21 protein-coding genes are annotated in these 21,557 nt (G+C 30.8%); 9 read left to right on the forward strand and 12 right to left on the reverse strand.

Features of this window, described 5'->3' with window-relative positions; translation table 11 throughout:
- Nucleotides 1-3: 3 nt before the first annotated feature.
- Both HKP59_RS04275 and HKP59_RS04280 read right to left on the reverse strand, forming a co-directional pair.
- Nucleotides 4-900 (reverse strand): pyridoxal-phosphate dependent enzyme, encoded by an 897-nt coding sequence (locus HKP59_RS04275; RefSeq protein ID WP_291803814.1) that lies wholly within the window; start codon nt 898-900, stop codon nt 4-6.
- Between the two features lie 26 nt (nt 901-926).
- A complete protein-coding gene (locus HKP59_RS04280; protein WP_291803756.1) occupies nt 927-2,846 on the reverse strand; it encodes an ABC-F family ATP-binding cassette domain-containing protein in 1,920 nt (639 codons plus the stop codon).
- Nucleotides 2,847-2,912: 66 nt separating this feature from the next.
- Here HKP59_RS04280 and HKP59_RS04285 point away from each other — a divergent pair, with 66 nt between their 5' ends.
- Nucleotides 2,913-3,311, forward strand: coding sequence for a DUF983 domain-containing protein (locus HKP59_RS04285; RefSeq protein ID WP_291803758.1), 399 nt, complete (start codon nt 2,913-2,915; stop codon nt 3,309-3,311).
- Here the strand turns inward: HKP59_RS04285 and HKP59_RS04290 are convergent.
- The 7 genes from HKP59_RS04290 to topA form a co-directional block, all read right to left on the reverse strand.
- Nucleotides 3,277-4,332: an FAD-binding oxidoreductase gene (locus HKP59_RS04290; protein ID WP_291803760.1), complete on the reverse strand. Its 1,056-nt coding sequence runs from the start codon at nt 4,330-4,332 to the stop codon at nt 3,277-3,279. The genes HKP59_RS04285 and HKP59_RS04290 overlap by 35 nt on opposite strands.
- A 72-nt stretch (nt 4,333-4,404) precedes the next feature.
- Nucleotides 4,405-5,304: a gliding motility protein GldN gene (gene gldN / locus HKP59_RS04295; protein WP_291803816.1), complete on the reverse strand. Its 900-nt coding sequence runs from the start codon at nt 5,302-5,304 to the stop codon at nt 4,405-4,407.
- 14 nt (nt 5,305-5,318) lie between these two features.
- Nucleotides 5,319-6,848 carry a gliding motility protein GldM gene (gene gldM / locus HKP59_RS04300; RefSeq protein ID WP_291803761.1) on the reverse strand — a complete coding sequence of 510 codons (1,530 nt, stop codon included), beginning with the start codon at nt 6,846-6,848 and terminating at the stop codon, nt 5,319-5,321.
- A 47-nt stretch (nt 6,849-6,895) separates the two neighbouring features.
- A complete protein-coding gene (gene gldL / locus HKP59_RS04305) occupies nt 6,896-7,531 on the reverse strand; it encodes a gliding motility protein GldL (RefSeq protein ID WP_291803763.1) in 636 nt (211 codons plus the stop codon).
- A 41-nt stretch (nt 7,532-7,572) separates the two neighbouring features.
- Nucleotides 7,573-8,931 (reverse strand): gliding motility lipoprotein GldK, encoded by a 1,359-nt coding sequence (gene gldK / locus HKP59_RS04310; protein WP_291803818.1) that lies wholly within the window; start codon nt 8,929-8,931, stop codon nt 7,573-7,575.
- A 115-nt stretch (nt 8,932-9,046) separates the two neighbouring features.
- Nucleotides 9,047-10,207: a formimidoylglutamase gene (locus HKP59_RS04315; RefSeq protein WP_291803765.1), complete on the reverse strand. Its 1,161-nt coding sequence runs from the start codon at nt 10,205-10,207 to the stop codon at nt 9,047-9,049.
- A 52-nt stretch (nt 10,208-10,259) separates the two neighbouring features.
- Nucleotides 10,260-12,755 (reverse strand): type I DNA topoisomerase, encoded by a 2,496-nt coding sequence (gene topA / locus HKP59_RS04320; protein WP_291803766.1) that lies wholly within the window; start codon nt 12,753-12,755, stop codon nt 10,260-10,262.
- Nucleotides 12,756-12,983: 228 nt separating this feature from the next.
- Between topA and miaB the strand changes: the two genes are divergently transcribed.
- The 7 genes from miaB (at nt 12,984) to groL (ending at nt 19,453) form a co-directional block, all read left to right on the forward strand.
- Nucleotides 12,984-14,417: a tRNA (N6-isopentenyl adenosine(37)-C2)-methylthiotransferase MiaB gene (gene miaB, locus HKP59_RS04325; protein ID WP_291803769.1), complete on the forward strand. Its 1,434-nt coding sequence runs from the start codon at nt 12,984-12,986 to the stop codon at nt 14,415-14,417.
- 2 nt (nt 14,418-14,419) lie between these two features.
- Nucleotides 14,420-15,655, forward strand: coding sequence for a sigma-54 dependent transcriptional regulator (locus HKP59_RS04330; RefSeq protein ID WP_291803771.1), 1,236 nt, complete (start codon nt 14,420-14,422; stop codon nt 15,653-15,655).
- 49 nt (nt 15,656-15,704) lie between these two features.
- Nucleotides 15,705-16,211 carry an LptE family protein gene (locus HKP59_RS04335; RefSeq protein ID WP_291803774.1) on the forward strand — a complete coding sequence of 169 codons (507 nt, stop codon included), beginning with the start codon at nt 15,705-15,707 and terminating at the stop codon, nt 16,209-16,211.
- Nucleotides 16,212-16,215: 4 nt separating this feature from the next.
- Nucleotides 16,216-17,013, forward strand: coding sequence for a hypothetical protein (locus HKP59_RS04340; protein WP_291803776.1), 798 nt, complete (start codon nt 16,216-16,218; stop codon nt 17,011-17,013).
- Nucleotides 17,007-17,354 carry a preprotein translocase subunit SecG gene (secG, locus tag HKP59_RS04345; protein WP_291803820.1) on the forward strand — a complete coding sequence of 116 codons (348 nt, stop codon included), beginning with the start codon at nt 17,007-17,009 and terminating at the stop codon, nt 17,352-17,354. Before HKP59_RS04340 ends, secG begins: the two co-directional genes overlap by 7 nt.
- 163 nt (nt 17,355-17,517) lie before the next feature.
- A complete protein-coding gene (locus HKP59_RS04350; RefSeq protein WP_291803778.1) occupies nt 17,518-17,796 on the forward strand; it encodes a co-chaperone GroES in 279 nt (92 codons plus the stop codon).
- Between the two features lie 16 nt (nt 17,797-17,812).
- Nucleotides 17,813-19,453, forward strand: a complete 1,641-nt coding sequence (gene groL / locus HKP59_RS04355) for a chaperonin GroEL (RefSeq protein WP_291803781.1) — start codon at nt 17,813-17,815, stop codon at nt 19,451-19,453.
- A 76-nt stretch (nt 19,454-19,529) separates the two neighbouring features.
- Here the strand turns inward: groL and HKP59_RS04360 are convergent, their stop codons facing one another.
- From HKP59_RS04360 to xrtF, 3 genes are all read right to left on the reverse strand, one after another.
- Entirely contained in the window at nt 19,530-19,997 is a 468-nt protein-coding gene (locus HKP59_RS04360; protein ID WP_291803784.1) for a heavy metal-binding domain-containing protein, read from the reverse strand.
- A gap of 76 nt (nt 19,998-20,073) precedes the next feature.
- Nucleotides 20,074-20,523, reverse strand: coding sequence for an exosortase F system-associated protein (locus HKP59_RS04365; RefSeq protein ID WP_291803787.1), 450 nt, complete (start codon nt 20,521-20,523; stop codon nt 20,074-20,076).
- Nucleotides 20,524-20,525: 2 nt separating this feature from the next.
- Nucleotides 20,526-21,056, reverse strand: coding sequence for an exosortase family protein XrtF (xrtF, locus tag HKP59_RS04370; RefSeq protein WP_291803789.1), 531 nt, complete (start codon nt 21,054-21,056; stop codon nt 20,526-20,528).
- A gap of 40 nt (nt 21,057-21,096) precedes the next feature.
- Here xrtF and HKP59_RS04375 point away from each other — a divergent pair, with 40 nt between their 5' ends.
- Nucleotides 21,097-21,552: a GAF domain-containing protein gene (locus tag HKP59_RS04375; protein ID WP_291803791.1), complete on the forward strand. Its 456-nt coding sequence runs from the start codon at nt 21,097-21,099 to the stop codon at nt 21,550-21,552.
- The last annotated feature ends 5 nt before the right edge of the window (nt 21,553-21,557 follow it).

The following is a 21,557-nucleotide window of genomic DNA, read 5'->3' on the forward strand; positions in this document are numbered from 1 at the left end:
AAATTATAATATTTGAGGTAAGTTCTTCTTCTTTAAAAGTACATTCATTCCTTCAATTCCTTGCAAACCACCTGTATGAATTGCGAGTATTTTAATTCCTTTTTTAAAATATCTGTTTTTAATTAAATCAACAATTCCGAATAACATTTTTCCAGTGTAAATTGGATCTAAAGGTATATTCGTTTCATTTTTAAACTTATTGATAAATGTAATTAATTCTTTCGAAATTTTAGCATAACCTCCAAAGTGATAATTAGTATTTAAACTCCAATTATCCATATTTCGTACATATGGATTAATTTCATTCTTCAGAAAATCGCCTTTTAAAGCAGGAAAACCAATGACTCTTTGATGATTTTTAGCAGAATTTATCAACCCGGAAATGGTTCCTCCAGTTCCAATAGATGAACAAATAATATCAAATTGCTTATCGTCTTCTGATAAGATTTCTTCGCAGCCTTTCACTGCAAAATGATTTGTACCGCCTTCAGGAACAAGATAAAAATCACCAAATTTATTTTCTAAATTTTTTATAAAATGTGATGTTGTTTTATTTCTATAATCACTTCTTGAGACAAAATAAAACTGCATATTATGCTCTGATGCGAATTTTAAAGTTGGGTTAGTTTCAAGTACTTCCTTTAAATTAGTGGCTAATTCATCACCTCTAATAACCCCAATTGTATTAAAATTATGTTCAAAACCAGCTGCTGCAGTTGCAGCAATATGATTTGAAAATGCTCCTCCAAATGTGAGTAACGAACTTTTATTTTGCTGAAAAGCTTCAGCTAAGTTGTATTTTAATTTTCGGTATTTATTTCCTGATATAAAAGGGTGTAATTGGTCTTCACGTTTTATAAATAATGAAATATCATACTTATCTATTTCAGAAAACCGAATTTGTTGAACAGTACTATTTTTAGTTTTTAAGAACAATTTTCTATCTTTTCTTGAAGTTCAGCCCATTCATCCATTAACTCATCCAATTCATGTTTTTTAGCTTGGTAATTTTTAAAAAAGTCAGGATTTGCATTTACTTTCTCTGAATTTTCAAATATTTCAGCATCTAAGTTAAGAATTTCTTTTTCTAAATTAGCAATGGTTTTCTCAACTTTACTTAACCTATTTGTTAATTGTTTTGCTTGTTTTTCTTGTTGTTTTTTTTCTAAATAAGCATCTTTTCCGGTTGTCTTAGTAGTTGTTTTTTCAACATCTCTTTTTTCTACTTCTCTAAAATCTTCTAAATTATGTTGTTCTAAATAATAATCAATATCACCTAAATACTCTTTAATCACTTTATTTTTGAACTCATATACTTTGTTGCTCAAACCTTGTAAAAAATCACGATCGTGTGAAACCAAAATTAAGGTTCCTTCAAAATTTTTCAGGGCTTGTTTTAATACATTTTTAGAAGGAATATCTAAGTGATTTGTTGGCTCATCCATTATTAAAACATTGAAAGGACTCAACAACATTTTACATAGGGCTAATCGATTCCGTTCACCTCCAGAAAGTACTTTCACTTTTTTATCAACATCTTCGCCTCTAAATAAAAAAGAGCCCAGCATATCTCTTAATTTTGTTCGGTTTGCATCAGTTGAAGCATCTTCCATAATTTGCAATACAGTTTGCTCACCATCTAGATATTCTGCCTGATTTTGAGCAAAATAACCAATTTGAACATTGTGCCCTAATTTTAAATTTCCATTAAAATCAATATCTCCAACCATCATTTTTGCTAATGTAGATTTCCCTTGTCCGTTTTGACCAACAAAAGCAATTTTACTATTGCGTTCAATTAATAAATCAATTGACTCTAAAACCTGATTGTTTCCGTAATTTTTAGCAAGATTTTCACCTTCAAAAATTATTTTTCCAGGCTGAATTGAAACAGGGAACCGCAGATTTAATACTGAATTATCATCGGCATCCACTTCAATGCGTTCTACTTTATCTAATTTTTTTATTAACGATTGAGCAAATGCAGCCTTTGAGGCTTTATATCTAAATTTTTCAATTAACTGCTCGGTTTGTTTGATTTCCTTTTCTTGATTTTTTTGAGCCTGAGCTTGTTTTTCTTTGATGTCTTTTCGCAATTCTAAAAACTGCGTATATGGTTTATTATAATCGTAAATTTTACCTAAAGATATTTCAATGGTTCTATTAGATACATTATCTAAAAACATCTTGTCATGTGAAACCAACACTACAGCCCCAGGATAATTTTTTAAGAAGTTTTCTAACCAAATAATAGATTCAATATCTAAGTGGTTTGTTGGCTCATCTAATAACAATATGTCATTTTTTTGAAGTAATAGTTTTGCTAATTCAATTCTCATTCTCCAACCACCAGAAAAAGTTTCAGTAAGTTTCCCAAAATCCTCACGTTTAAATCCTAACCCTTGTAATATTTTTTCAGTATCACCTTGGTAGTTATATCCTCCCAGCAAATCATATCTATGTGTTAAATCGTCTAATTCATGCAGTAAATCGTGATAACTAACTGATTCATAATCTTTACGTTCAGCTAAACTCTCGTTAATCGTTGATAATTGTTTTTCAACAGCTTTTATTTCAACAAAAGCGGTATAGGCTTCTTCTAATATCGTTCTTCCATACGTAAACTCTATATCCTGTTTTAAGAAACCAATACTTGTATTTTTCTCAAACGCCATAGTTCCTGTATCACATTCTAATTCCTTCGCTATTATTTTTAATAGCGTTGATTTTCCAGCTCCATTTTTACCAATTAAACCAACTCTATTACCTGCATCTAACTTAAAAGTTATGCCTGAAAATAAATCTGTTCCTCCAAATGAAATTGATACGTTGTGTGCGTTTAGCATAATTTGTTACAGTAATTAATTCTAAAATTTTAACTTTGCAAATCTATCATATTTTTAATAAAGTGTATGTTTAAAAAAGGAACGAAATTATACAGTATTTTATTTAATAAATGTCCAAAGTGCCATGAAGGTGATTTTATGGTTGAAAAAAATCTATTTAAACTTACAAAGGCATTTAAAATGCATGAAAACTGTCCAAAATGTAATTTTAAATATATGATGGAACCTTCTTTCTTTTATGGCGCAATGTATATAAATTATGCGCTTACGGTTGGTTTGGCAATTGCAACTTTTATTATTTCAGCGTTGGTATTTGATTTAAGTTTGTTAAAAAGTTTTATCCCAATTGTTGCTGTTCTAGTTGTAACGGCCCCATTTACCATTCGATTATCTCGAATCATTTGGATTAATATATTTGTATCTTATGATGCTAGCCTAAAAAAAGATGTTGAAAACGAGCAATAGAAATTTCATTATCTAGTGTAATGTTTTTCTCTAAGTGGTTATATAGTGCTTTTGCTGCTATAGGAGCAATCATGACACCTCTAGTTCCTAAGCCATTTAAAACACTTATATTTTTATATTTAGGATGTACACCAACTAAAGGTCTTCTATCTTTTACAGTAGGCCTTATTCCTGCTGAGTGGTCTACAATTTTATAGGGAACTTCTATAAATGAATTCAATTTATCAAGTAACTCTTTTTTTCCTTCTGCCGAAGGCTGCTTTGTTTTATCTTTCCAATTAAATGTAGCGCCCACTCTATAATAATCATTTCCTAATGGAAGAACAAATACAGCTGCCTTTAATGCAAAATCAATCGCTAGATTAGGCGCAAGAATTGTAATTAATTCTCCCTTTGCTTCTTGCATTGGCAAATAATTAAAATAAGGATTCTTCTTCAAGCCAAATCCTTCGCAAAACACTATATTAGATGCTTTTACTCCCTTATAGTTTAATTGAGTTTCACTAATGTTCAATTCTGAGTAGTCAAACCCTTGATTTCTTATAAGTTGTTTCTCTGATAAATAGTTTCTATAATCTTGAAGTAACAGTTTAGTATCTACTCTTCCTGTATTGATCAATTTTCCAAAACCAAAATCAGCTATAATTCCTTCAAATTTTTTATGAATTAAATCAGCATCCATATAGTTTGCAAGTAATGGATTATCTGAGGCTATAAACCAGTTATTTTGTTCTTCAACTGATTTAAATATGCGATAAATAGGAATGGTAAAATCATACTTCTTGCCAAATTTATATTCTAAAGACTGATAAAAAGGCAGTGCTACTTTTAGTTGTTCTATTGCGTTCCAAACTGGCGTAAATCTTTTTAAAATTACTGGATTATACATCCCACCAGCTACTATTGATGAATTTTGAGAATTATCTTCATAAACTACAAATGATTTGTTGGCTTCTTCTAGCTCTTTTGTAAAAGCTAAACCTGCTAATCCTAAACCAACAATTATATAATCTACATGCATGCCACAAATGTAGTTCTTAAAACAAAAAACTCTTGCGTTTGCAAGAGTTTTTTAAATAATTTAAAAAAGAATTTAGTAATTCCACATATCTAATTCTTTATTACGAATATCGTCTTTAATTTTATTAGATTCTATAACCTGAAATAATGCATTCCCTTTCACATATTCAGATACGTCTCTGTTTCCATAAATATTTTCTTCTCTATAAATAATAGAGTTGAACCTTCTAGCATTTAATAAATGATCAAATGAAATTGGGTAGGCTGAGTTCTTAGAATTGAATACTTTCATTTCATGAAGAATGGGTCTTGCATCTGGAAACCAAACCCAAAACAATGCTAATTGCTCACTGATATCCATATCCTCTCTTCCCATTGTTTGAACATCTGGTGCTACAGGTGCAATCGCTAATAAACGGTATTTTAACTCTCCTTGTCGTTTATCAAAATACCAAAGCCCCTTAATTCTGAAGCCCTCAATATCTTGAGAAGTTAAATTAATTTTATCAATATATTCATCAATATTAGTTGCTCCTGCATTTAACTCATCAATACCAGCTTCAGTTGTGTCAACTCTGTATAATTTCTTACTTATTTCAGATTTAGTCATTTTTGCAGTGAAATAAGAATCATCATAAACCTCTGTAATTTTTCCAGATTTAATACCTCTTAATAAGGTGTCAAATAATGAACGTCTATTATTTGAAACATTTGTAGTGTCAACAGGGTAATACATTGGTAAATTGATACGCTCATTTAAATCTATAAATTCCCAAACAACTTTAGACCATAAAATATCTCTATCATCAATAAAACCATATTCTAAAGGCTTATCATTATCGACAGCTAACTGCTGATCTGTTTTTACTCCAATATTAGAAGGATTTTTTGCATTCAATAAATTTGACTGTGCATATGTTGTTGTGTACAGCACAAATGCTAAAATAAAAATTCCAATATGTCTCTTATTCATCATTTAAAACTATTTTATTGTATTTCAATACTAACTGCTGAAGCTGATTTTATTTTATAGGTACTATTACCAACTAACGATGATTTAATATCGAATATTGTAACAACATCTCCTCTTTTAGCTTTTGCAATTGCCTTTTTAGCTTGAGCATCCATTTTATTTCCTCTCACAACTACTGCTCCTTGACCTGGGACTTTTAGCGTGAATCCTGAAGTTCTTAACTCTAAGTCAAAATCAAAATCTTCTAATAATGCTCCAACAGTTGAGTTTTCTAAACTTGTTTTAGGCATTTTTACATAGCCTATTTGTTTTCTTATACTTCCACTAGGTGAAGGAATTCCTTTAATTCTAAAAACTTGAGAAGTAGTAACTGTTTGACCATTAGGTAACTTTCCTGATACACTAATTTTAACTTCTTTTCCAGCTCCAGGTGTCATTATATATTTTCCTGAACCCGATGCCCTAGCAAGTCCAATTCCATTTGCTGTCACTAAATTATCTGGTATTCCTGGAATTGAAATTGTCATTGGATTTGCCACTCCCCTATATACAACATTCATTTTATCTGCAGAAATAACGGCACTATTTGGTTTTGGTATTACAGCATAAGAACTATTAATTTCAATTTCAACAGGTTCTCCATTTTCAATAAAAATAAATTTACCTTTTACGTCGCGCTCACCAACTGCACCAGCAGGAAAGTCTAGAATTGCACCACCATCCTCTATTTTTGTAATATTTCTTCCATTAACCACAACTTCTGATGGTTTTAATGAAGAATCATAACGACCTAAAACAATTTTCCCTTTAAAGTTTTCCCCTTGGAAAAATGCAGATTTTTCAGGTATTAAAATTGTTTTATAATTGGACATTGAAACATCACTTTCTAATTGACCACCTAAAAGTGTTCCATATATTTCAGATTGTGTTGTTTTAATGTCAGTTTGCATAGATGTTAAGTTCGTTACTGTAGAAATTAAAGGAAATCCTTCATATCTATTTTTCAACCAAGCTTGTTTACCATCTTCAGTTTCTTGATCTGAAGTATCAAACCTTTTCTTAATGGTTGGAACCAACATATTACCTTCATTTAAAAGTGCTATTATATTATCTCTATAACCATTAACACGATCTATAAATTCTTGCCCTTCTGCAGTAAAACCATCGCCCACAAAAAAATGTTCATTTACAATATCAATTTTATCCATCGCCTCATAATTTTTTAGATCATCTTGATCTTCAAGAAATAAGGTTTTTTTAGCATCTAAATAGGCGTTAAAAGATTTTGACAATTCATCAACTTTTTTCGCTGTTTCATAAAGTTCGGCATACTTTTCCTTTTGCTCACTCGCTTTTGTCGCTAAGTTTTCAAGAGTTGCATTATTCTTTTCTGTTGCCGTAACGTTATTATCGGAAAGCTTTTCATTCATATAACCGAAAGCAGAAAGCACTTCTTTTGACATTTGCATTGCAATCATCGCAATGAAAATTAAGTACATAAGGTTGATCATTTTCTGCCTTGCTGATAATTTACCTGAAGCCATATTAACTAGTTTTTTTGTTTATAATTTTAGTTTTATAAGTAAACTAATTAATTGTTTTTAGACATTGCAGACAACATACCACCATAAACTCCATTTAATGAAGAAAGGTTAGTTGCTAGCGATTCCATTTGCTCTTTAAGTTTTTCTGAATTCACAACAACCTGGTCATTTATCTCTGCTTGACGTGTAGAACTTTCTAATTGAACTTTATACAAGCTATTTAATGATTCCATTTGAGCTGCAGCCATAGACATTTGCTCGCTGTATCTATTCGTAGCAGCAATTGAATCAACTGCCGGTGCAATATTTTCAGCTGCACCTTTAAAGCTTTGAATACTATCTCCTAAGCTTTGCATTAAACCAGCATCTAATTTTGCATCTTTAAGCATTGTGTCTAATTTTTGAGAGAGCAGACTTTGTGACTCTCTAGCGTCTTTTCTATCTTTATCTCTATCTTGTCCTCCAGATAATTCAGGATACACAAGACTCCAATCTAAATCTTCTTCAACAGAATCAAAAGCAGATACGAAGAACACTAAAGCTTCAACTATCATACCTATAGAGAGCATCATTCCTCCACCAGTCCAGTGTTGAATTTTAAATAAAGCTCCTAAAATTACAATTGACGCTCCAATACCATAAGCGTAGTTAAAAAGTTTTTTTGTATTTCTTGATTGTGCCATAATTTAATTTTTAAGTTTGGGTTATTTGATTTGGATTGATTTTAATTTCCTTCGATATTAGTTCCTAAAAAATCTTGAACAGTTCTAAAACCAATATAGCTTCTAGAAGAATCTGCATACTCATAATCACGAGTACTAACCTCTAAAAAATAAGCTACATCTTTCCAAGAACCTCCTCTAATTATTTTTCTATGATTTTTAGTGTTTTCTACATTTGGATTCATTGTTGAACCTATATAATAAGAAGCTTCATTATAAGCTGTATTCGTCCATTCTGAAACATTTCCTGCCATATTATACAAACCATAATCATTTGGATTGTAAGATTTCGCTTCCATGGTGTATAGTGCTCCATCTACAGCATAATCACCTCTTACTGGTTTAAAGTTTGCTAAAAAACAACCTCTATCACTTGTTGTATATGGACCACCCCAAGGATATGTAGCATAGTCTAATCCTCCACGAGCTGCATATTCCCATTCTGCTTCAGTTGCCAATCTAAAATAAGGAACTGAGCTAGGATTTTTTTTCGAACGTAAAAAATCGTTTTTCTTTTTAGTTCTCCATCTACAAAATGCTTTTGCTTGACTCCAAGAAACTCCTACAACAGGATAATCATCATATGCTTGATGATGAAAATAATCTTGGTGCATTGGATCATTGTATGAATAACTAAAATCTTTTACCCAAACAGTCGTATCTGGATATACTTCAACAATTTCACTTTTTATAAAATCTTTTCGCTCTCCTTTTACTTTTGCTGCATTTTCTCTATCAAGCCATGAATATTTAAATTTTAATTTTTTCGTATCTAAAATTCTTTTCCCATCAAAACTGTTTTCAATAGAAACATACATGGTATCCATTACTTCTGAATAATACTCATCAGGAAATTCGCTAGTATCCCACAATAAATCTTCTTCCCAACTTAAAGATCTTCCTTGCAAAGGTGAATTTACATCGCCTAAACTACCGTAATTATTCATCATATATTTTTCATACGGAGTCATGTCAGCGGTATCAATATTTTTAAATTGATAGTCTGGTAAAATAGTATTTGTATCATCAGACATTAGCTCTGATAATATTGCTAGTTTTGTTCTCACAATTGAATCTCTAACCCAAAATACAAACTCTTTGTATTCTGCATTGGTAATTTCAGTTTCATCCATATAATATGGGCGTACTGTTACTGTTCTCGCTGGAGTAGTTAAAGAACCCGCAACATCTTCATCTTCTTTACCCATTGTAAATGAGCCTCCTGGAATTAGAACCATTCCTAATGGTTTTTGAGAGTGCCATTTAGTTTGAGATCTTTCCCCAACCAATTCTCCTTGGTCACTACCTCCACAGCTATAAACTAATAAAGCCATTAAAATATACAATGATATTTTCTTCATACTTATTTTCTTCATCTATTTAGGCAAACCTATTACTAATTATTTAAAAAAACAATATTTAATTTAATCTGTTCTAAACTAAAAAAAATGAAATTTATTTTAAGTTACACCTAAATTATTCCAATTTTTTTAATGTTTTTATCCATCTATCAGGAATTTCCTGATTAGTTGCGCTTATATAATCTTGATAAGTACATGGTATTAACGCATGCCTCTTAAATTTATTATTTTCATTTAAACTAATTTCCATCCACCAGCGACCACTCTTATTACTTTTATGAAAATTCAATACTTGATCATCAATTGGAACGATATATTTTTGGTAATTATCTTTTAACCCAAAAGGATAATCTTTAGCTCTATAGTTGACTCCTTCAATAAAATACCAGATCATTTGTGCTATCAATTGGGCTGTTCGATTTTTAACATCAAACTTTGCATTGTATTCATAAATTCCAAACGATGATACTTTATCACTAATTCCAGCGTACCTAGAAATTGCACAAATTTCAGAACCTGAAAATCCGTTTGGTGTTGCATTATTATTTGCAGGAGCATCGGCACTTCTAATTGCCGATAAATCTATGGAAACAATATCTGCATCTCTCATTAATGGCTCAACTAATTGAATTGAATTTGTAACTTCCCCAAGCCTATAGGTGTCAAAAAATAAACTATCTAATAAGTCAATCTCGTCTTGTGAATTAAAATAAGTTTGAAATCCAATATTACTAAAATTGAATAAATTATTTGGCTTATTCATTACAATTTTACTCAAGAAGGATTCAGATGTTAATTCATCTTCAATTGCTCCAACATTAAACTTATTATCAACAGACACCATATTCACGGTCTGCTCTAAAACATCATAAGCTCTATAATTGGGATATGTTAAATCTTGGCTGCCTCCAAGAATAATAGGAATAATTTGATTTTTAACTAGATAAGATATTAAACTTTGTAACGCAAAATATGTATCTTCAACTGAACTACCCTGTTTAATAGTACCTATATCAGCTACATGAACAGGCCAATTACCAGAGTATAACTTATATAACTCCTTCCTAATTTCATCCAAATTAGAACCTGTTCCATAATTACCAACAGAAGCTCTACTTTCTTGAACACCAATAAGTGCTATTTTTTTATTTGCTAAATCAGGGAAACCATTTTGTGTAGTATAAATTTCAATTAACTGACCAAGAGTTTGATTTGGTTGCATTTTGGCGTGAGCCAATAATGTTTCATCAACAGGATTCAAATATTCGAAATTCATTAAAAAGGGGTTATGTCTTTTTCTTTATTTTAATGCAAGATAATGTTTTTTTTTATTTTTTGGATGTTTTACGCTTTGTAGTTTTTTTTACAGCTTTCTTTTTTGGGGTCTTCTTTTCAATAATTGATTTTACTTCCTCTAATGTTAATTTAGTTGCATCAACAGTTTTAGGTAATTCAATTTTTAATTTTCCTTTTAAAATATTTGATCTACCCCAGCGCGCCTTTTCAACTCTAATTCCTTCCTCTTCCCAATTATGAAGTACTTTTTCAATGTCTTTCCTTTTTTTATCTTCTATTAATTCAATAATATTCTCTTGAGTTAGATGATCAAAATCGTACTTTTTATTTACATTGATAAATGTATTATTCCATTTTAGAAAAGGTCCAAATCGTCCAACACCTTTTTGAACTGGCAAATTTTCATATTCAGCAATAGGAGCATCTGCCTTTTGCTTTTCTTTTATTAACTCCGTTGCTCTATCCATATCAACCGACATTGGATTTTCGTCTCTTGGTATTGAAACAAACATCTTATCATATTTAATATATGGACCAAAACGACCATTAGCTACAATTACGTCAATTTCTTCATAAGTACCAATAGTTTTTGGAAGTTTAAACAAATCCATCGCCTCTTCATAAGAAATAGAGGTTAATGTTTGATCTCCTTGCAAACTTGCAAATTTTGGTTTTTCCTCATCTGTAGCTTCCCCAATTTGAACCATTGCTCCAAACCTTCCTAAACGTGCATATACATTTTTACCGCTTTCTGGATCTACTCCTAACAAGCGTTCTCCTTTAGCTCTATCTGCATTTTCTAATACATCTTCAACAATTGGATGAAATTTGGTGTAGAAATCTTTTATCATTGCAATCCAATCTTCTTTTCCTTCTGAAATATCATCAAATTCTGATTCTACCTTGGCTGTAAAACCAAAATCTAATATATTAGAGAAATTTTCTACAAGAAAATCGTTTACAATGTTTCCAATGTCTGTTGGAATTAACTTTCCTTTATCTGAACCAACTTTTTCTGTTAAAGTTGTTACAGTTACTTTTTGACTTTCTAGTTTTAACTGTGTATAATTTCTATCAATTCCTTCAACTGTTCCTTTTGCAACATATTCTCTTTTCTGAATTGTTGAAATTGTTGGAGCATATGTTGAAGGACGACCAATACCAAGTTCTTCTAATCTTTTTACTAAAGAAGCCTCTGTATAACGATAGGGAGCTTTTGTATATCGCTCTGTTGCTGTTATATTATCATTAATTAAAACTTCCCCAACCTTCATAAATGGCAACATGCCTTCTTGCTCTTCATCTTCATTATCAGTCCCTTCTAAATACACCGTTAAAAAACCATCAAATTTTATCATTTCACCATTTGAAGTAAACACCTTTGAATTATTGGCATTCGATATTTTAACATTCGTACGTTCTAATTGTGCATCACTCATTTGAGAGGCAATAGTTCTTTTCCAAATTAAACTATACAATCTATCTTGGTCATAATCAACTGAAACAGTTTGTGTACTCATATTTGTAGGCCGTATGGCCTCATGAGCTTCTTGTGCACCTTTAGCCTTATTACTGAAACTTCTTGGCTGACTATATTTTTCTCCGTAAGAAGAAATAATTTCTTGCTGTGCATCATCTTTAGCATCATTTGATAAGTTTACACTATCTGTCCTCATATAGGTAATTAAACCTGCTTCGTACAAACGTTGTGCTATCATCATTGTTTTTGACACAGGAAAATACAATTTTCTTGATGCTTCTTGCTGCAATGTTGAAGTTGTAAAAGGAGCTGCCGGAGATTTTTTAGCTGGTTTTTTTTGCAAATCATCCACCTTAAAATCAGCAGCAATACAAGAATTTAAAAACGATTCTGCTTTGGCTTTTGACTGAAAGTTTTTAGGTAATGATGCTTTAAATTTTTTACCTTCTTCTGTTAAAAATTCACCAACAACTTTATAAGATGCTGCTGGTGTAAAGCTTTCTATTTCTCTTTCCTTTTCAACAATTAAACGAACAGCAACAGATTGAACTCTACCCGCTGACAAGCCTCCTCTAATTTTTCTCCAAAGTACAGGAGATAACTCATAACCTACCAATCGATCTAAAACTCTACGCGCTTGCTGTGCATTCACCAAATTATAATCAATACTTCTTGGGTTTTCAACAGCTTTTAATATTGCTTTCTTAGTAATTTCATGAAAAACAATACGCTTTGTATTTATGTTTTTTAATTTTAATTGTTCAAATAAATGCCACGCAATAGCCTCTCCTTCACGGTCCTCATCCGATGCTAACCAAACAGTATCGGCTTTTTTTGCTAAATCCTTTAGTTTTTTTACAATTGCCTTTTTATCTGTAGCAACTATATACTTTGGCATAAAATCACCCTCTACATTTATTCCAATTTCTTTTGAAGGCAAATCTGCAATATGCCCAAAACTTGATTCTACCTGAAAATCTTTACCTAAAAAATTTTCAATTGTTTTTGCTTTTGCAGGTGACTCAACTATTACTAAATTTTTAGCCATAAATACGTATTAAAATTATTTTTCAACCTTCAATAAAACCATTTTCATCATTCCAATTAAATTGAATGTTATTGAAATTTTCGATTGCAAAAGTATATAGATTTTTTTAAATGCAACTTTTAAACTTTCAAAATCACATATTTTAACAAATAATTCACTTACAAAATTCTGCCAATATGTCATCTTTTTGAAAAATTGGTTATATCTTTGCAGCCGAATAAACGATATATGGGAAGCGAAAAAGTAATAGAAGAAAAAAATCAGGGTCAAGCTCTTTTGACAGATCATAAAGAAGGCAATAACAAAAAATTGTACATAGAAAGTTATGGTTGCCAAATGAATTTAAATGACAGTGAAATTGTAGCTTCAATTCTTTCAGAAGAGGGTTATAATACTACACATTTAATTGAAGAAGCAGATTTAGTGTTAGTCAATACTTGTTCCATTAGAGAAAAAGCTGAGCAAACAGTTCGTAAACGTTTGCAAAAATATAATGCCATAAAAAAAATAAATCCAACCATGAAAGTTGGTGTTTTAGGATGTATGGCAGAACGCTTAAAAGCCAAGTTTTTAGAAGAAGAAAAAATAGTTGATTTGGTTGTTGGACCAGATGCCTATAGAGATTTACCAAACTTATTACAAGAAGTTAGTTCTGGTAGAGATGCAATAAATGTTATTTTATCTAAAGAAGAAACTTATGGTGATGTCGCACCAGTTCGTTTAAATTCAAATGGAGTTTCTGCTTTTGTTTCCATCACAAGAGGCTGTGATAATATGTGTACTTTTTGTGTAGTACCATTTACTCGCGGACGTGAACGAAGCAGAGAACCTAAAAGTATTTTAGATGAAGTTAAACAACTCAGCGAAAAAAATTACAAAGAAATTACCCTACTTGGACAAAATGTAGATAGCTATCTTTGGTATGGTGGAGGATTAAAAAAAGATTTTAAAAATGCTTCTGAAATTGCTAAAGCAACTGCGGTAGACTTTGCACAATTATTAGATATGGTTGCTACTGCTTTTCCAAAAATACGAATTCGTTTTTCTACTTCTAACCCTCAGGATATGAGTTTAAATGTAATTCATACCATGGCAAAACATGAAAATATTTGTAAATATATCCATTTACCTGTGCAGTCTGGAAGTACTTCAGTTTTAAAAAGAATGAATCGCCAGCATACCCGTGAAGAGTATATGGAGTTGATTGATCATATTAAAAAAATAATTCCTGATTGTGCAATATCTCAAGATATGATGACTGGTTTTTGTGGTGAAACTGAAGAAGAACATCGAGATACGTTAAGTTTATTAGAGTATGTGAAATACGATTTTGGATTTATGTTTGCCTATTCTGAAAGACCAGGAACACCAGCTGCCAAGAAAATGCCTGATGATATTCCATTAGACGTCAAAAAAAGACGTTTAGCTGAAATTATCTTAGTTCAACAAAAACATAGTTTGCTTCGTTTAAAACAATTTGTTGGAAAAACTGTTGAAATATTAATTGAAGGTTCATCAAAAAAATCTGATGCCCATTGGAAAGGTAGAAACTCGCAAAATGCTGTTGCTGTATTTCCTAAAGGGAATGAAAAAATAGGGGATTTTGTAAATGTTTATATTGAAGATTGTACTTCGGCAACCTTATTAGGAAAAAGAGTTTAACTATGGAATCATTACAAGCAATAAAACAGCGTTTTGAAATTATTGGAAACGACAATCACTTAAACAGATCACTTGAAAAAGCGATGAGAGTTGCCCCAACAGATATATCTGTTTTAGTAACTGGTGAAAGTGGTGTAGGGAAAGAAAGTATCCCGAAAATAATTCATAACTTATCACATCGAAAACATGCGAAATATATTGCGGTAAACTGTGGTGCTATTCCAGAAGGAACTATAGATAGTGAACTCTTTGGCCATGAAAAGGGTTCCTTTACTGGTGCTACAACAGCTCGAAAAGGCTATTTTGAAGTGGCAGATGGCGGAACAATTTTTTTAGATGAAGTTGGAGAATTGCCACTAACAACACAAGTTAGATTGTTACGTGTTTTAGAAAATGGAGAGTTTATAAAAGTAGGATCATCTCAAGTACAAAAAACAAATGTTCGGATTGTTGCTGCTACAAATATAAATATGCACGAAGCTATAGAAAAAGGAAAATTTAGAGAAGATTTATACTACCGCTTAAGTACTATTGAAATAAATTTACCTCCCCTAAGAGATCGTTTAGGCGATATTCACTTACTATTTAGAAAATTTGCTGCAGATTTTGCACAAAAATATAAAATGCCAACTGTAAGACTTTCTAACAATGCTATAAAGATGTTAGAAAATTATGGTTTCCCTGGGAATATTAGACAATTAAGAAACATTGCTGAGCAAATTTCTGTAGTTGAAGAAAACAGAGAAATTTCTTCAGAGAATTTATTACAATATTTACCTACTAAAGGAACTAATTTACCTTCCGTTATTAATAGTGAAAAAACAAATAACAACTTTGCAAATGAACGTGATATCATGTATAAAATCTTGTTCGACATGCGAAATGATATTAATGACTTAAAAAAGTTAACATTAGACTTGATGAAAACTGGTGATAATGATAAAGTTCAAAAAGAAAATAAAAATTTAATTGAAAAAATTTATAAAGAAGAAACTGCCAAATTACCTCAAGAAAATGAAGTTGAATTACTTCGTATTAATGAAAAATATAATGAAGATGACAGTTTTGAATTTGCAGAAACAATAGATGCTGATGAAAGCTTAACAATTCAAGATAAAGAAATTGAACTCATCAAAAAATCTCTAGAAAGAAACAATGGGAAGCGAAAACTTGCAGCTAAAGAATTAGGAATTTCTGAAAGAACACTCTATCGCAAAATAAAACAATATGATTTATAGTTTAAATACTTAACTTTGAGACTTTCTAAAACTCGATTAAAATATTTTAATGAAAACATATAGTTACTTCATCCTATTTTTATCAATAATTTCAATACAAAGTTGTGGAATTTATGGATTTACAGGAACCACCATCAACCCTGATGTAAAAACAGTACAAATAGATTATTTCCCTAATAATGCAATTTTAGTAGAGCCATCACTTAGCCAAGAGTTTACAATTAAATTTCGAGATTTATTTGATACTCAAACAAATTTAACCTCAGTCAATTCGGGAGGAGATTTACAATTTGAAGGAGAAATTACTGGCTATAAAATAAATCCAATGACGGCAACTGCGCAACAAACGGCTGCTCAAAACAGATTGACCATTACGGTAAACGTTCGTTTTTTCAATAATAAGGTAGAAGAAGATAATTTTGAAAAAACATTTTCACATTTTTATGATTTCGACGCAAATGCGCAATTAACAGGTGGTGTTTTAGATGATGCATTTACCATAATATTAGAACGTATTACCCAAGATATTTTTAATGCTTCAGTAGCAAATTGGTAGGAATATGAATCACAGAGAATTTACAGCTATATTACAAAATCCAGAAAGTATTGATGCACTAAAAACGCAACAATTAGAAGAAATTATTACCGAGTTTCCCTATTTTCAATCGGCAAGGGCAATTTGGCTTAAAGGATTAAATAAAACAAAAAGCTATAAATATAATTCAGCATTAAAAAAAACAGCTGCATATACAATTAATAGAAAAGTTCTTTTTGATTTTATAACTTCTCCAACATTTGCTAAAAATGTTGTTACAAAACCTGAAGTATTAGAAAATATTAAACCTTCTAAAGAAGAAAATGTTAAGGAGTTACATCAAAAAATAAGCCAATCTGTTACCACTAAACAAGAAGAAAATAAACCTACTGAAATATCGAAAGAAGAAATTAGTATAACCAGCCAACACGCATCTGAAACTTTAGAATTAGGTACCCCTATTAAATTTAGCAGTTTGGAGCCACATTCTTTCAATGAATGGATGCAATTAATTTCAAAAAAACCTATTATTAGAGAAGCAAAAAGCAATGACAAATCTACTATTATTGATACATTTATTGAAAAAAACCCAAAAATAAAACAGCTAGATAAAACTGCTATAAATGCTGATATTTCTTCGGAAAGTTTAAAAGAAAACGATAGCCTGATGACCGAAACTTTGGCTAAAGTTTATCTCGAACAAAAGAAGTATGAAAATGCAATAAAAGCTTATCACATTTTAAGTTTGAAATATCCAGAAAAAAGTGGTTTCTTTGCAGACCGAATTAAAGCAATAAAAATTTTACAAAAGAATAAATCATGACCTACACATTATTTTTAATTTTAATTATGATCGTAGCATTTTTGCTAATACTAATTATTATGGTGCAAAATCCTAAAGGTGGTGGATTATCATCTTCATTTGGAGGTGGTGGAACTCAATCATTAGGTGGAGTTCAAAATACAACTAACTTTTTAGATAAAAGTACTTGGACATTGTCAATTGTGTTACTTGCACTTATATTGTTATCAAATTTTGCAGCGCCAAAAATGACTGCTGTTGATACAAGCTCAGAAATAGAAAATACTATTGAAAATCGAGAAGTTCAAGACGCTCCGATGCAAACCGAAGCAACTACAACTTTAAAAGATTCGGCTCAATAATTATAAACATACTATAGATATGAAATGCCAACGTAAATGACACGTTGGCATTTTTGTTTTCTAGTATTTTATGTTTAAGGTACATTTGTCAGTATTTATACATTGGCACACTTTTAGAAAGCATAAGATACATAGAATTAATAATTTTTTAAACTAAATACACATGAGTAAAATCAATATTAAACCATTAGCCGATAGAGTTTTAATAAAACCTATTGAAGCAGAAACTACAACAGCCTCAGGATTAATAATCCCAGATTCAGCAAAAGAAAAACAACAAGAAGGTACTGTAATTGCTGTTGGTAATGGAACAAAAGATGAACCTTTAACTGTAAAAATTGGTGATACTGTTTTATTTGGAAAATATGCAGGCACTGAACTTGTTTTAGAAGGTAACGAGTATTTAATTATGAGAGAAGCTGATATTTTAGCAATTATTTAATTTTAAAAAACATAAAATGGCAAAAGATATAATTTTTGATATAGAAGCACGTGATGGTTTAAAGCGTGGAGTAGATGCATTAGCAAATGCAGTGAAAGTAACTTTAGGACCTAAAGGAAGAAATGTAGTTATTGGTAAAGCTTTTGGCGGACCAGCAATTACAAAAGATGGTGTTACAGTTGCTAAAGAAATTGAATTAGAAGATGCTTTAGAGAATATGGGAGCTCAAATGGTAAAAGAGGTAGCTTCAAGAACCAACGATTTAGCTGGTGATGGAACTACAACAGCAACCGTTTTAGCGCAAGCAATTGTAAAAGAAGGCTTAAAAAATGTTGCAGCAGGTGCAAATCCGTTAGATTTAAAACGCGGAATTGACAAAGCCGTTGAAGCTATCGTTAAAAATTTAGCTGAGCAATCTCAAGAAGTAGGAAACAAGTCTGATAAAATTAAACAGGTGGCCTCTATTTCTGCAAATAACGATGAAACTGTAGGTGATTTAATTGCTCAAGCTTTTCAAAAAGTTGGAAAAGAAGGTGTAATCACTGTTGAAGAAGCTAAAGGAACTTCTACTTATGTAGATATTGTTGAAGGAATGCAATTTGATAGAGGTTATCTTTCTCCTTATTTTGTAACCAATGCAGATAAAATGTTAACTGACTTAGAGAATCCTTACATTTTATTATTCGAAAAGAAAATAATAAACCTTAAAGATTTACTGCCAATTTTAGAGCCAGTTGCTCAAAGCGGTAAACCATTACTTATTATTGCTGAAGATGTGGAAGGAGAAGCTTTAGCTACTTTAGTAATGAATAAATTAAGAGGCGCTCTTAAAATTGCTGCTGTTAAAGCTCCTGGTTTTGGAGATAGAAGAAAAGCAATGTTGGAAGATGTTGCGATTTTAACAGGTGGGACTGTGATTTCTGAAGAAAGAGGCTTATCATTAGAAAAAGCTACACTTGATATGTTAGGTACAGCTGAAAGAGTAAGTATTGACAAAGATAATACTACGATTGTAAATGGTGCTGGAAATACAGATACAATTAAAGCAAGAGTAGCGCAAATTAAATCACAAATAGAAACAACCACATCTGATTACGACAAAGAAAAATTACAAGAACGCTTAGCAAAATTAGCGGGTGGTGTTGCAGTTTTATATGTAGGTGCTGCTAGTGAAATTGAAATGAAAGAGAAAAAAGACAGAGTTGATGATGCATTACACGCAACTCGTGCAGCTGTGGAAGAAGGAATTGTTGCTGGTGGTGGTGTTGCTTTAGTAAGAACTAAAGAGGTTCTTAAAGCTATTACAACTGATAATTTAGATGAACTTACAGGAGTAAAAATTCTAGATAGAGCTATTGAAGAACCATTGAGACAGATTGTTGAAAATGCAGGTGGTGAAGGTTCTGTTGTGGTTGCTAAAGTTATGGAAGGTAAAGCAGATTTTGGTTATAATGCAAAAACAGATGAATATACTAAAATGTTAAAAGCTGGAATTATTGACCCAACTAAAGTAACTAGAATTGCTCTTGAAAATGCAGCTTCAGTTGCTGGTATGATTTTAACTACTGCGTGTACGCTAGTTGATATTAAGGAAGATGTTCCTGCAGGAGCTGGAATGCCTCCAATGGGTGGTGGCGGAATGCCTGGAATGATGTAATTCATTCTTAAAGTTATAAATAAAAAAATCCGATGTTCTTAGCATCGGATTTTTTATTTTATAAAGAAAACTCTTTCTATGCTTTACATTCGCATTTGCCTGGTTCACACTTTGTACATTCCATTTTTTTTGCAGCCATTTCAGCTCCACACTTACATTCACCATCGGCGCATTTAGTGCATTCCATTTTATTTGAAGCAACCTCTGCACACTTACATTCACCGGGCGCACAAGTACACTCTCCACCTTCTTGACATTTGCAAACAACAGTATTTTCTAATTCTTTAGAATCTACAGATTTCATTTTTAAATCCATTTTACAAACTGGACAAGTTCCTTCATTCTCATAAACTTTTCCTTCTTCGCAATCCATTGGGCATTGATAAACATCTTTTGAAGCCATTTCTTCAGAATCGTGATCGTGACCTTCATGACTTTCCATCTTAACATCTTCTTTCACTTCCTCTTTTTTAGTTTCTTTACAAGCAGTAAATAGCAATGTAAACGAAAATATTGCAGCAAATACAAAAATTGATTTTTTCATTATTATGATTTTTTTAGTTCAACTATTAATTTATGCCGACTAAAATAGTAAAAAATGACAATTATTAATGATTTTTTTATTTTTTAAACCGAACTTTTCTTGTTTTTAACTGTTGATAATAAAAGGCAGGAAGTAAAATCAATAAAAAAATTGGATGAATTAAAAATCTTCGTACATAAAAAATAAGCTGATAGTCTAAATTTAAATTATATTTTAAGAGTAATAAAAGAATCATGCAAAGCACTACAAAAGCAATTATATAAATTTTTAACGAAAACATAAGGGTTTTTATGTTTTTAAAAACTAAATATATAATAGCTAATGAAATAGTTGAATTTAAAGAATACCTGTATAAAAGGTTTAGAAAAAAAAGTTTAAAATTAATTTGAGGAATTGGCTTAGAAAGATAGTCACTTTTAAAATAATCAATTAAAGGATCGTAAAAGTAAGGCTGAACAAAAACTCGTATAGCAATTAGCATCAAAACTAACATCAAAAGTGCAACTATTTGAACTGTTTTTTTCATTCTTAAATTTTAGAAAATTTCTTGATCCAAATAAACCACAATAAAAAAGTAAACCCATAAATAATCAGTGGAAATAATATATCATGTAAAATATATTCATATTGTGGAAATTGATATAAGGAAATAGAAATTATGGCAATTCTAATAATATTCACAATATAAATAAGTAAGCTCCCTACTAAAATAAATAAAAATGTTGATTTAAAATTACTAGAAAAAGCAATTACAAAAGAACAAAATAAAATAATTATACTAATAGAATTACAACCTTCAATAATACGTGAAACATACTTTTCATTAATAAATAACTTTACAGAAACCTCTTTAGTATGTTGTTCAATTTTAGCGTCAAAACCAACAGTATTCAATAATAACTGAGTTTGTTTAGCTACTGAATTAGTAATTGGAGCACAAGCAAATACACCTGATTTACTTTGCGTTTTATTTAAGTACAAAGAATACATTAAAAATAACAGTATGTATGTACCAAAAAATTTACCTAAAAATAAAAGCACTATTTTATTGCTTTGCACTCTAAAAGAATTTTAATTTTGCATAAAACTACAAATTTATATGAACATTACTCTATTAAAAGAATCGATAATACAGCAGATTCAATTGAATAAAACAGTTTCGGAAAAACTACAAGCTATTTGTAATTATTTAAAACAAGAAATAGAATATTATGACTGGGTTGGATTTTATTTTAAAAATGGTGATAAGCAGGAATTGAAACTTGCTGAATTTGCTGGTGAACCTACCGAACATATAATTATTCCTTTTGGAAAAGGCATTTGTGGACAAGTTGCTATAAGCAATGAAAATTTTATTGTTCCAAATGTTGAAGACCAAGACAATTATATTTCTTGTGGTTTTAAAGTGAAAAGCGAAATTGTAATTCCAATTTTTGTGAATGGAGAAAATATTGGACAAATAGATATCGATTCACATGCCATAGATCCATTTACTAAAAATGATGAAATGCTGTTAGAATTTGTGTGTGAAAAAGTTAGTGAATTTCTTCAATAAAAATA

Source organism: Lutibacter sp. (genome assembly GCF_013041805.1).
In the GTDB taxonomy this organism is placed as follows: domain Bacteria; phylum Bacteroidota; class Bacteroidia; order Flavobacteriales; family Flavobacteriaceae; genus Lutibacter.

Bases quoted from the DNA above. Each gene is read 5' to 3' on its own strand.
- HKP59_RS04280 (WP_291803756.1), bottom strand. From the start codon at position 2,846: ATGCTAAACGCACACAACGTATCAATTTCATTTGGAGGAACAGATTTA.
- HKP59_RS04285 (WP_291803758.1), top strand. From the start codon at position 2,913: ATGTTTAAAAAAGGAACGAAATTATACAGTATTTTATTTAATAAATGT.
- HKP59_RS04290 (WP_291803760.1), bottom strand. From the start codon at position 4,332: ATGCATGTAGATTATATAATTGTTGGTTTAGGATTAGCAGGTTTAGCT.
- gldN (WP_291803816.1), bottom strand. From the start codon at position 5,304: ATGAATAAGAGACATATTGGAATTTTTATTTTAGCATTTGTGCTGTAC.
- gldM (WP_291803761.1), bottom strand. From the start codon at position 6,848: ATGGCTTCAGGTAAATTATCAGCAAGGCAGAAAATGATCAACCTTATG.
- gldL (WP_291803763.1), bottom strand. From the start codon at position 7,531: ATGGCACAATCAAGAAATACAAAAAAACTTTTTAACTACGCTTATGGT.
- gldK (WP_291803818.1), bottom strand. From the start codon at position 8,931: ATGAAGAAAATATCATTGTATATTTTAATGGCTTTATTAGTTTATAGC.
- HKP59_RS04315 (WP_291803765.1), bottom strand. From the start codon at position 10,207: ATGAATTTCGAATATTTGAATCCTGTTGATGAAACATTATTGGCTCAC.
- topA (WP_291803766.1), bottom strand. From the start codon at position 12,755: ATGGCTAAAAATTTAGTAATAGTTGAGTCACCTGCAAAAGCAAAAACA.
- miaB (WP_291803769.1), top strand. From the start codon at position 12,984: ATGGGAAGCGAAAAAGTAATAGAAGAAAAAAATCAGGGTCAAGCTCTT.
- HKP59_RS04330 (WP_291803771.1), top strand. From the start codon at position 14,420: ATGGAATCATTACAAGCAATAAAACAGCGTTTTGAAATTATTGGAAAC.
- HKP59_RS04335 (WP_291803774.1), top strand. From the start codon at position 15,705: ATGAAAACATATAGTTACTTCATCCTATTTTTATCAATAATTTCAATA.
- HKP59_RS04340 (WP_291803776.1), top strand. From the start codon at position 16,216: ATGAATCACAGAGAATTTACAGCTATATTACAAAATCCAGAAAGTATT.
- HKP59_RS04350 (WP_291803778.1), top strand. From the start codon at position 17,518: ATGAGTAAAATCAATATTAAACCATTAGCCGATAGAGTTTTAATAAAA.
- groL (WP_291803781.1), top strand. From the start codon at position 17,813: ATGGCAAAAGATATAATTTTTGATATAGAAGCACGTGATGGTTTAAAG.
- HKP59_RS04360 (WP_291803784.1), bottom strand. From the start codon at position 19,997: ATGAAAAAATCAATTTTTGTATTTGCTGCAATATTTTCGTTTACATTG.
- HKP59_RS04365 (WP_291803787.1), bottom strand. From the start codon at position 20,523: ATGAAAAAAACAGTTCAAATAGTTGCACTTTTGATGTTAGTTTTGATG.
- HKP59_RS04375 (WP_291803791.1), top strand. From the start codon at position 21,097: ATGAACATTACTCTATTAAAAGAATCGATAATACAGCAGATTCAATTG.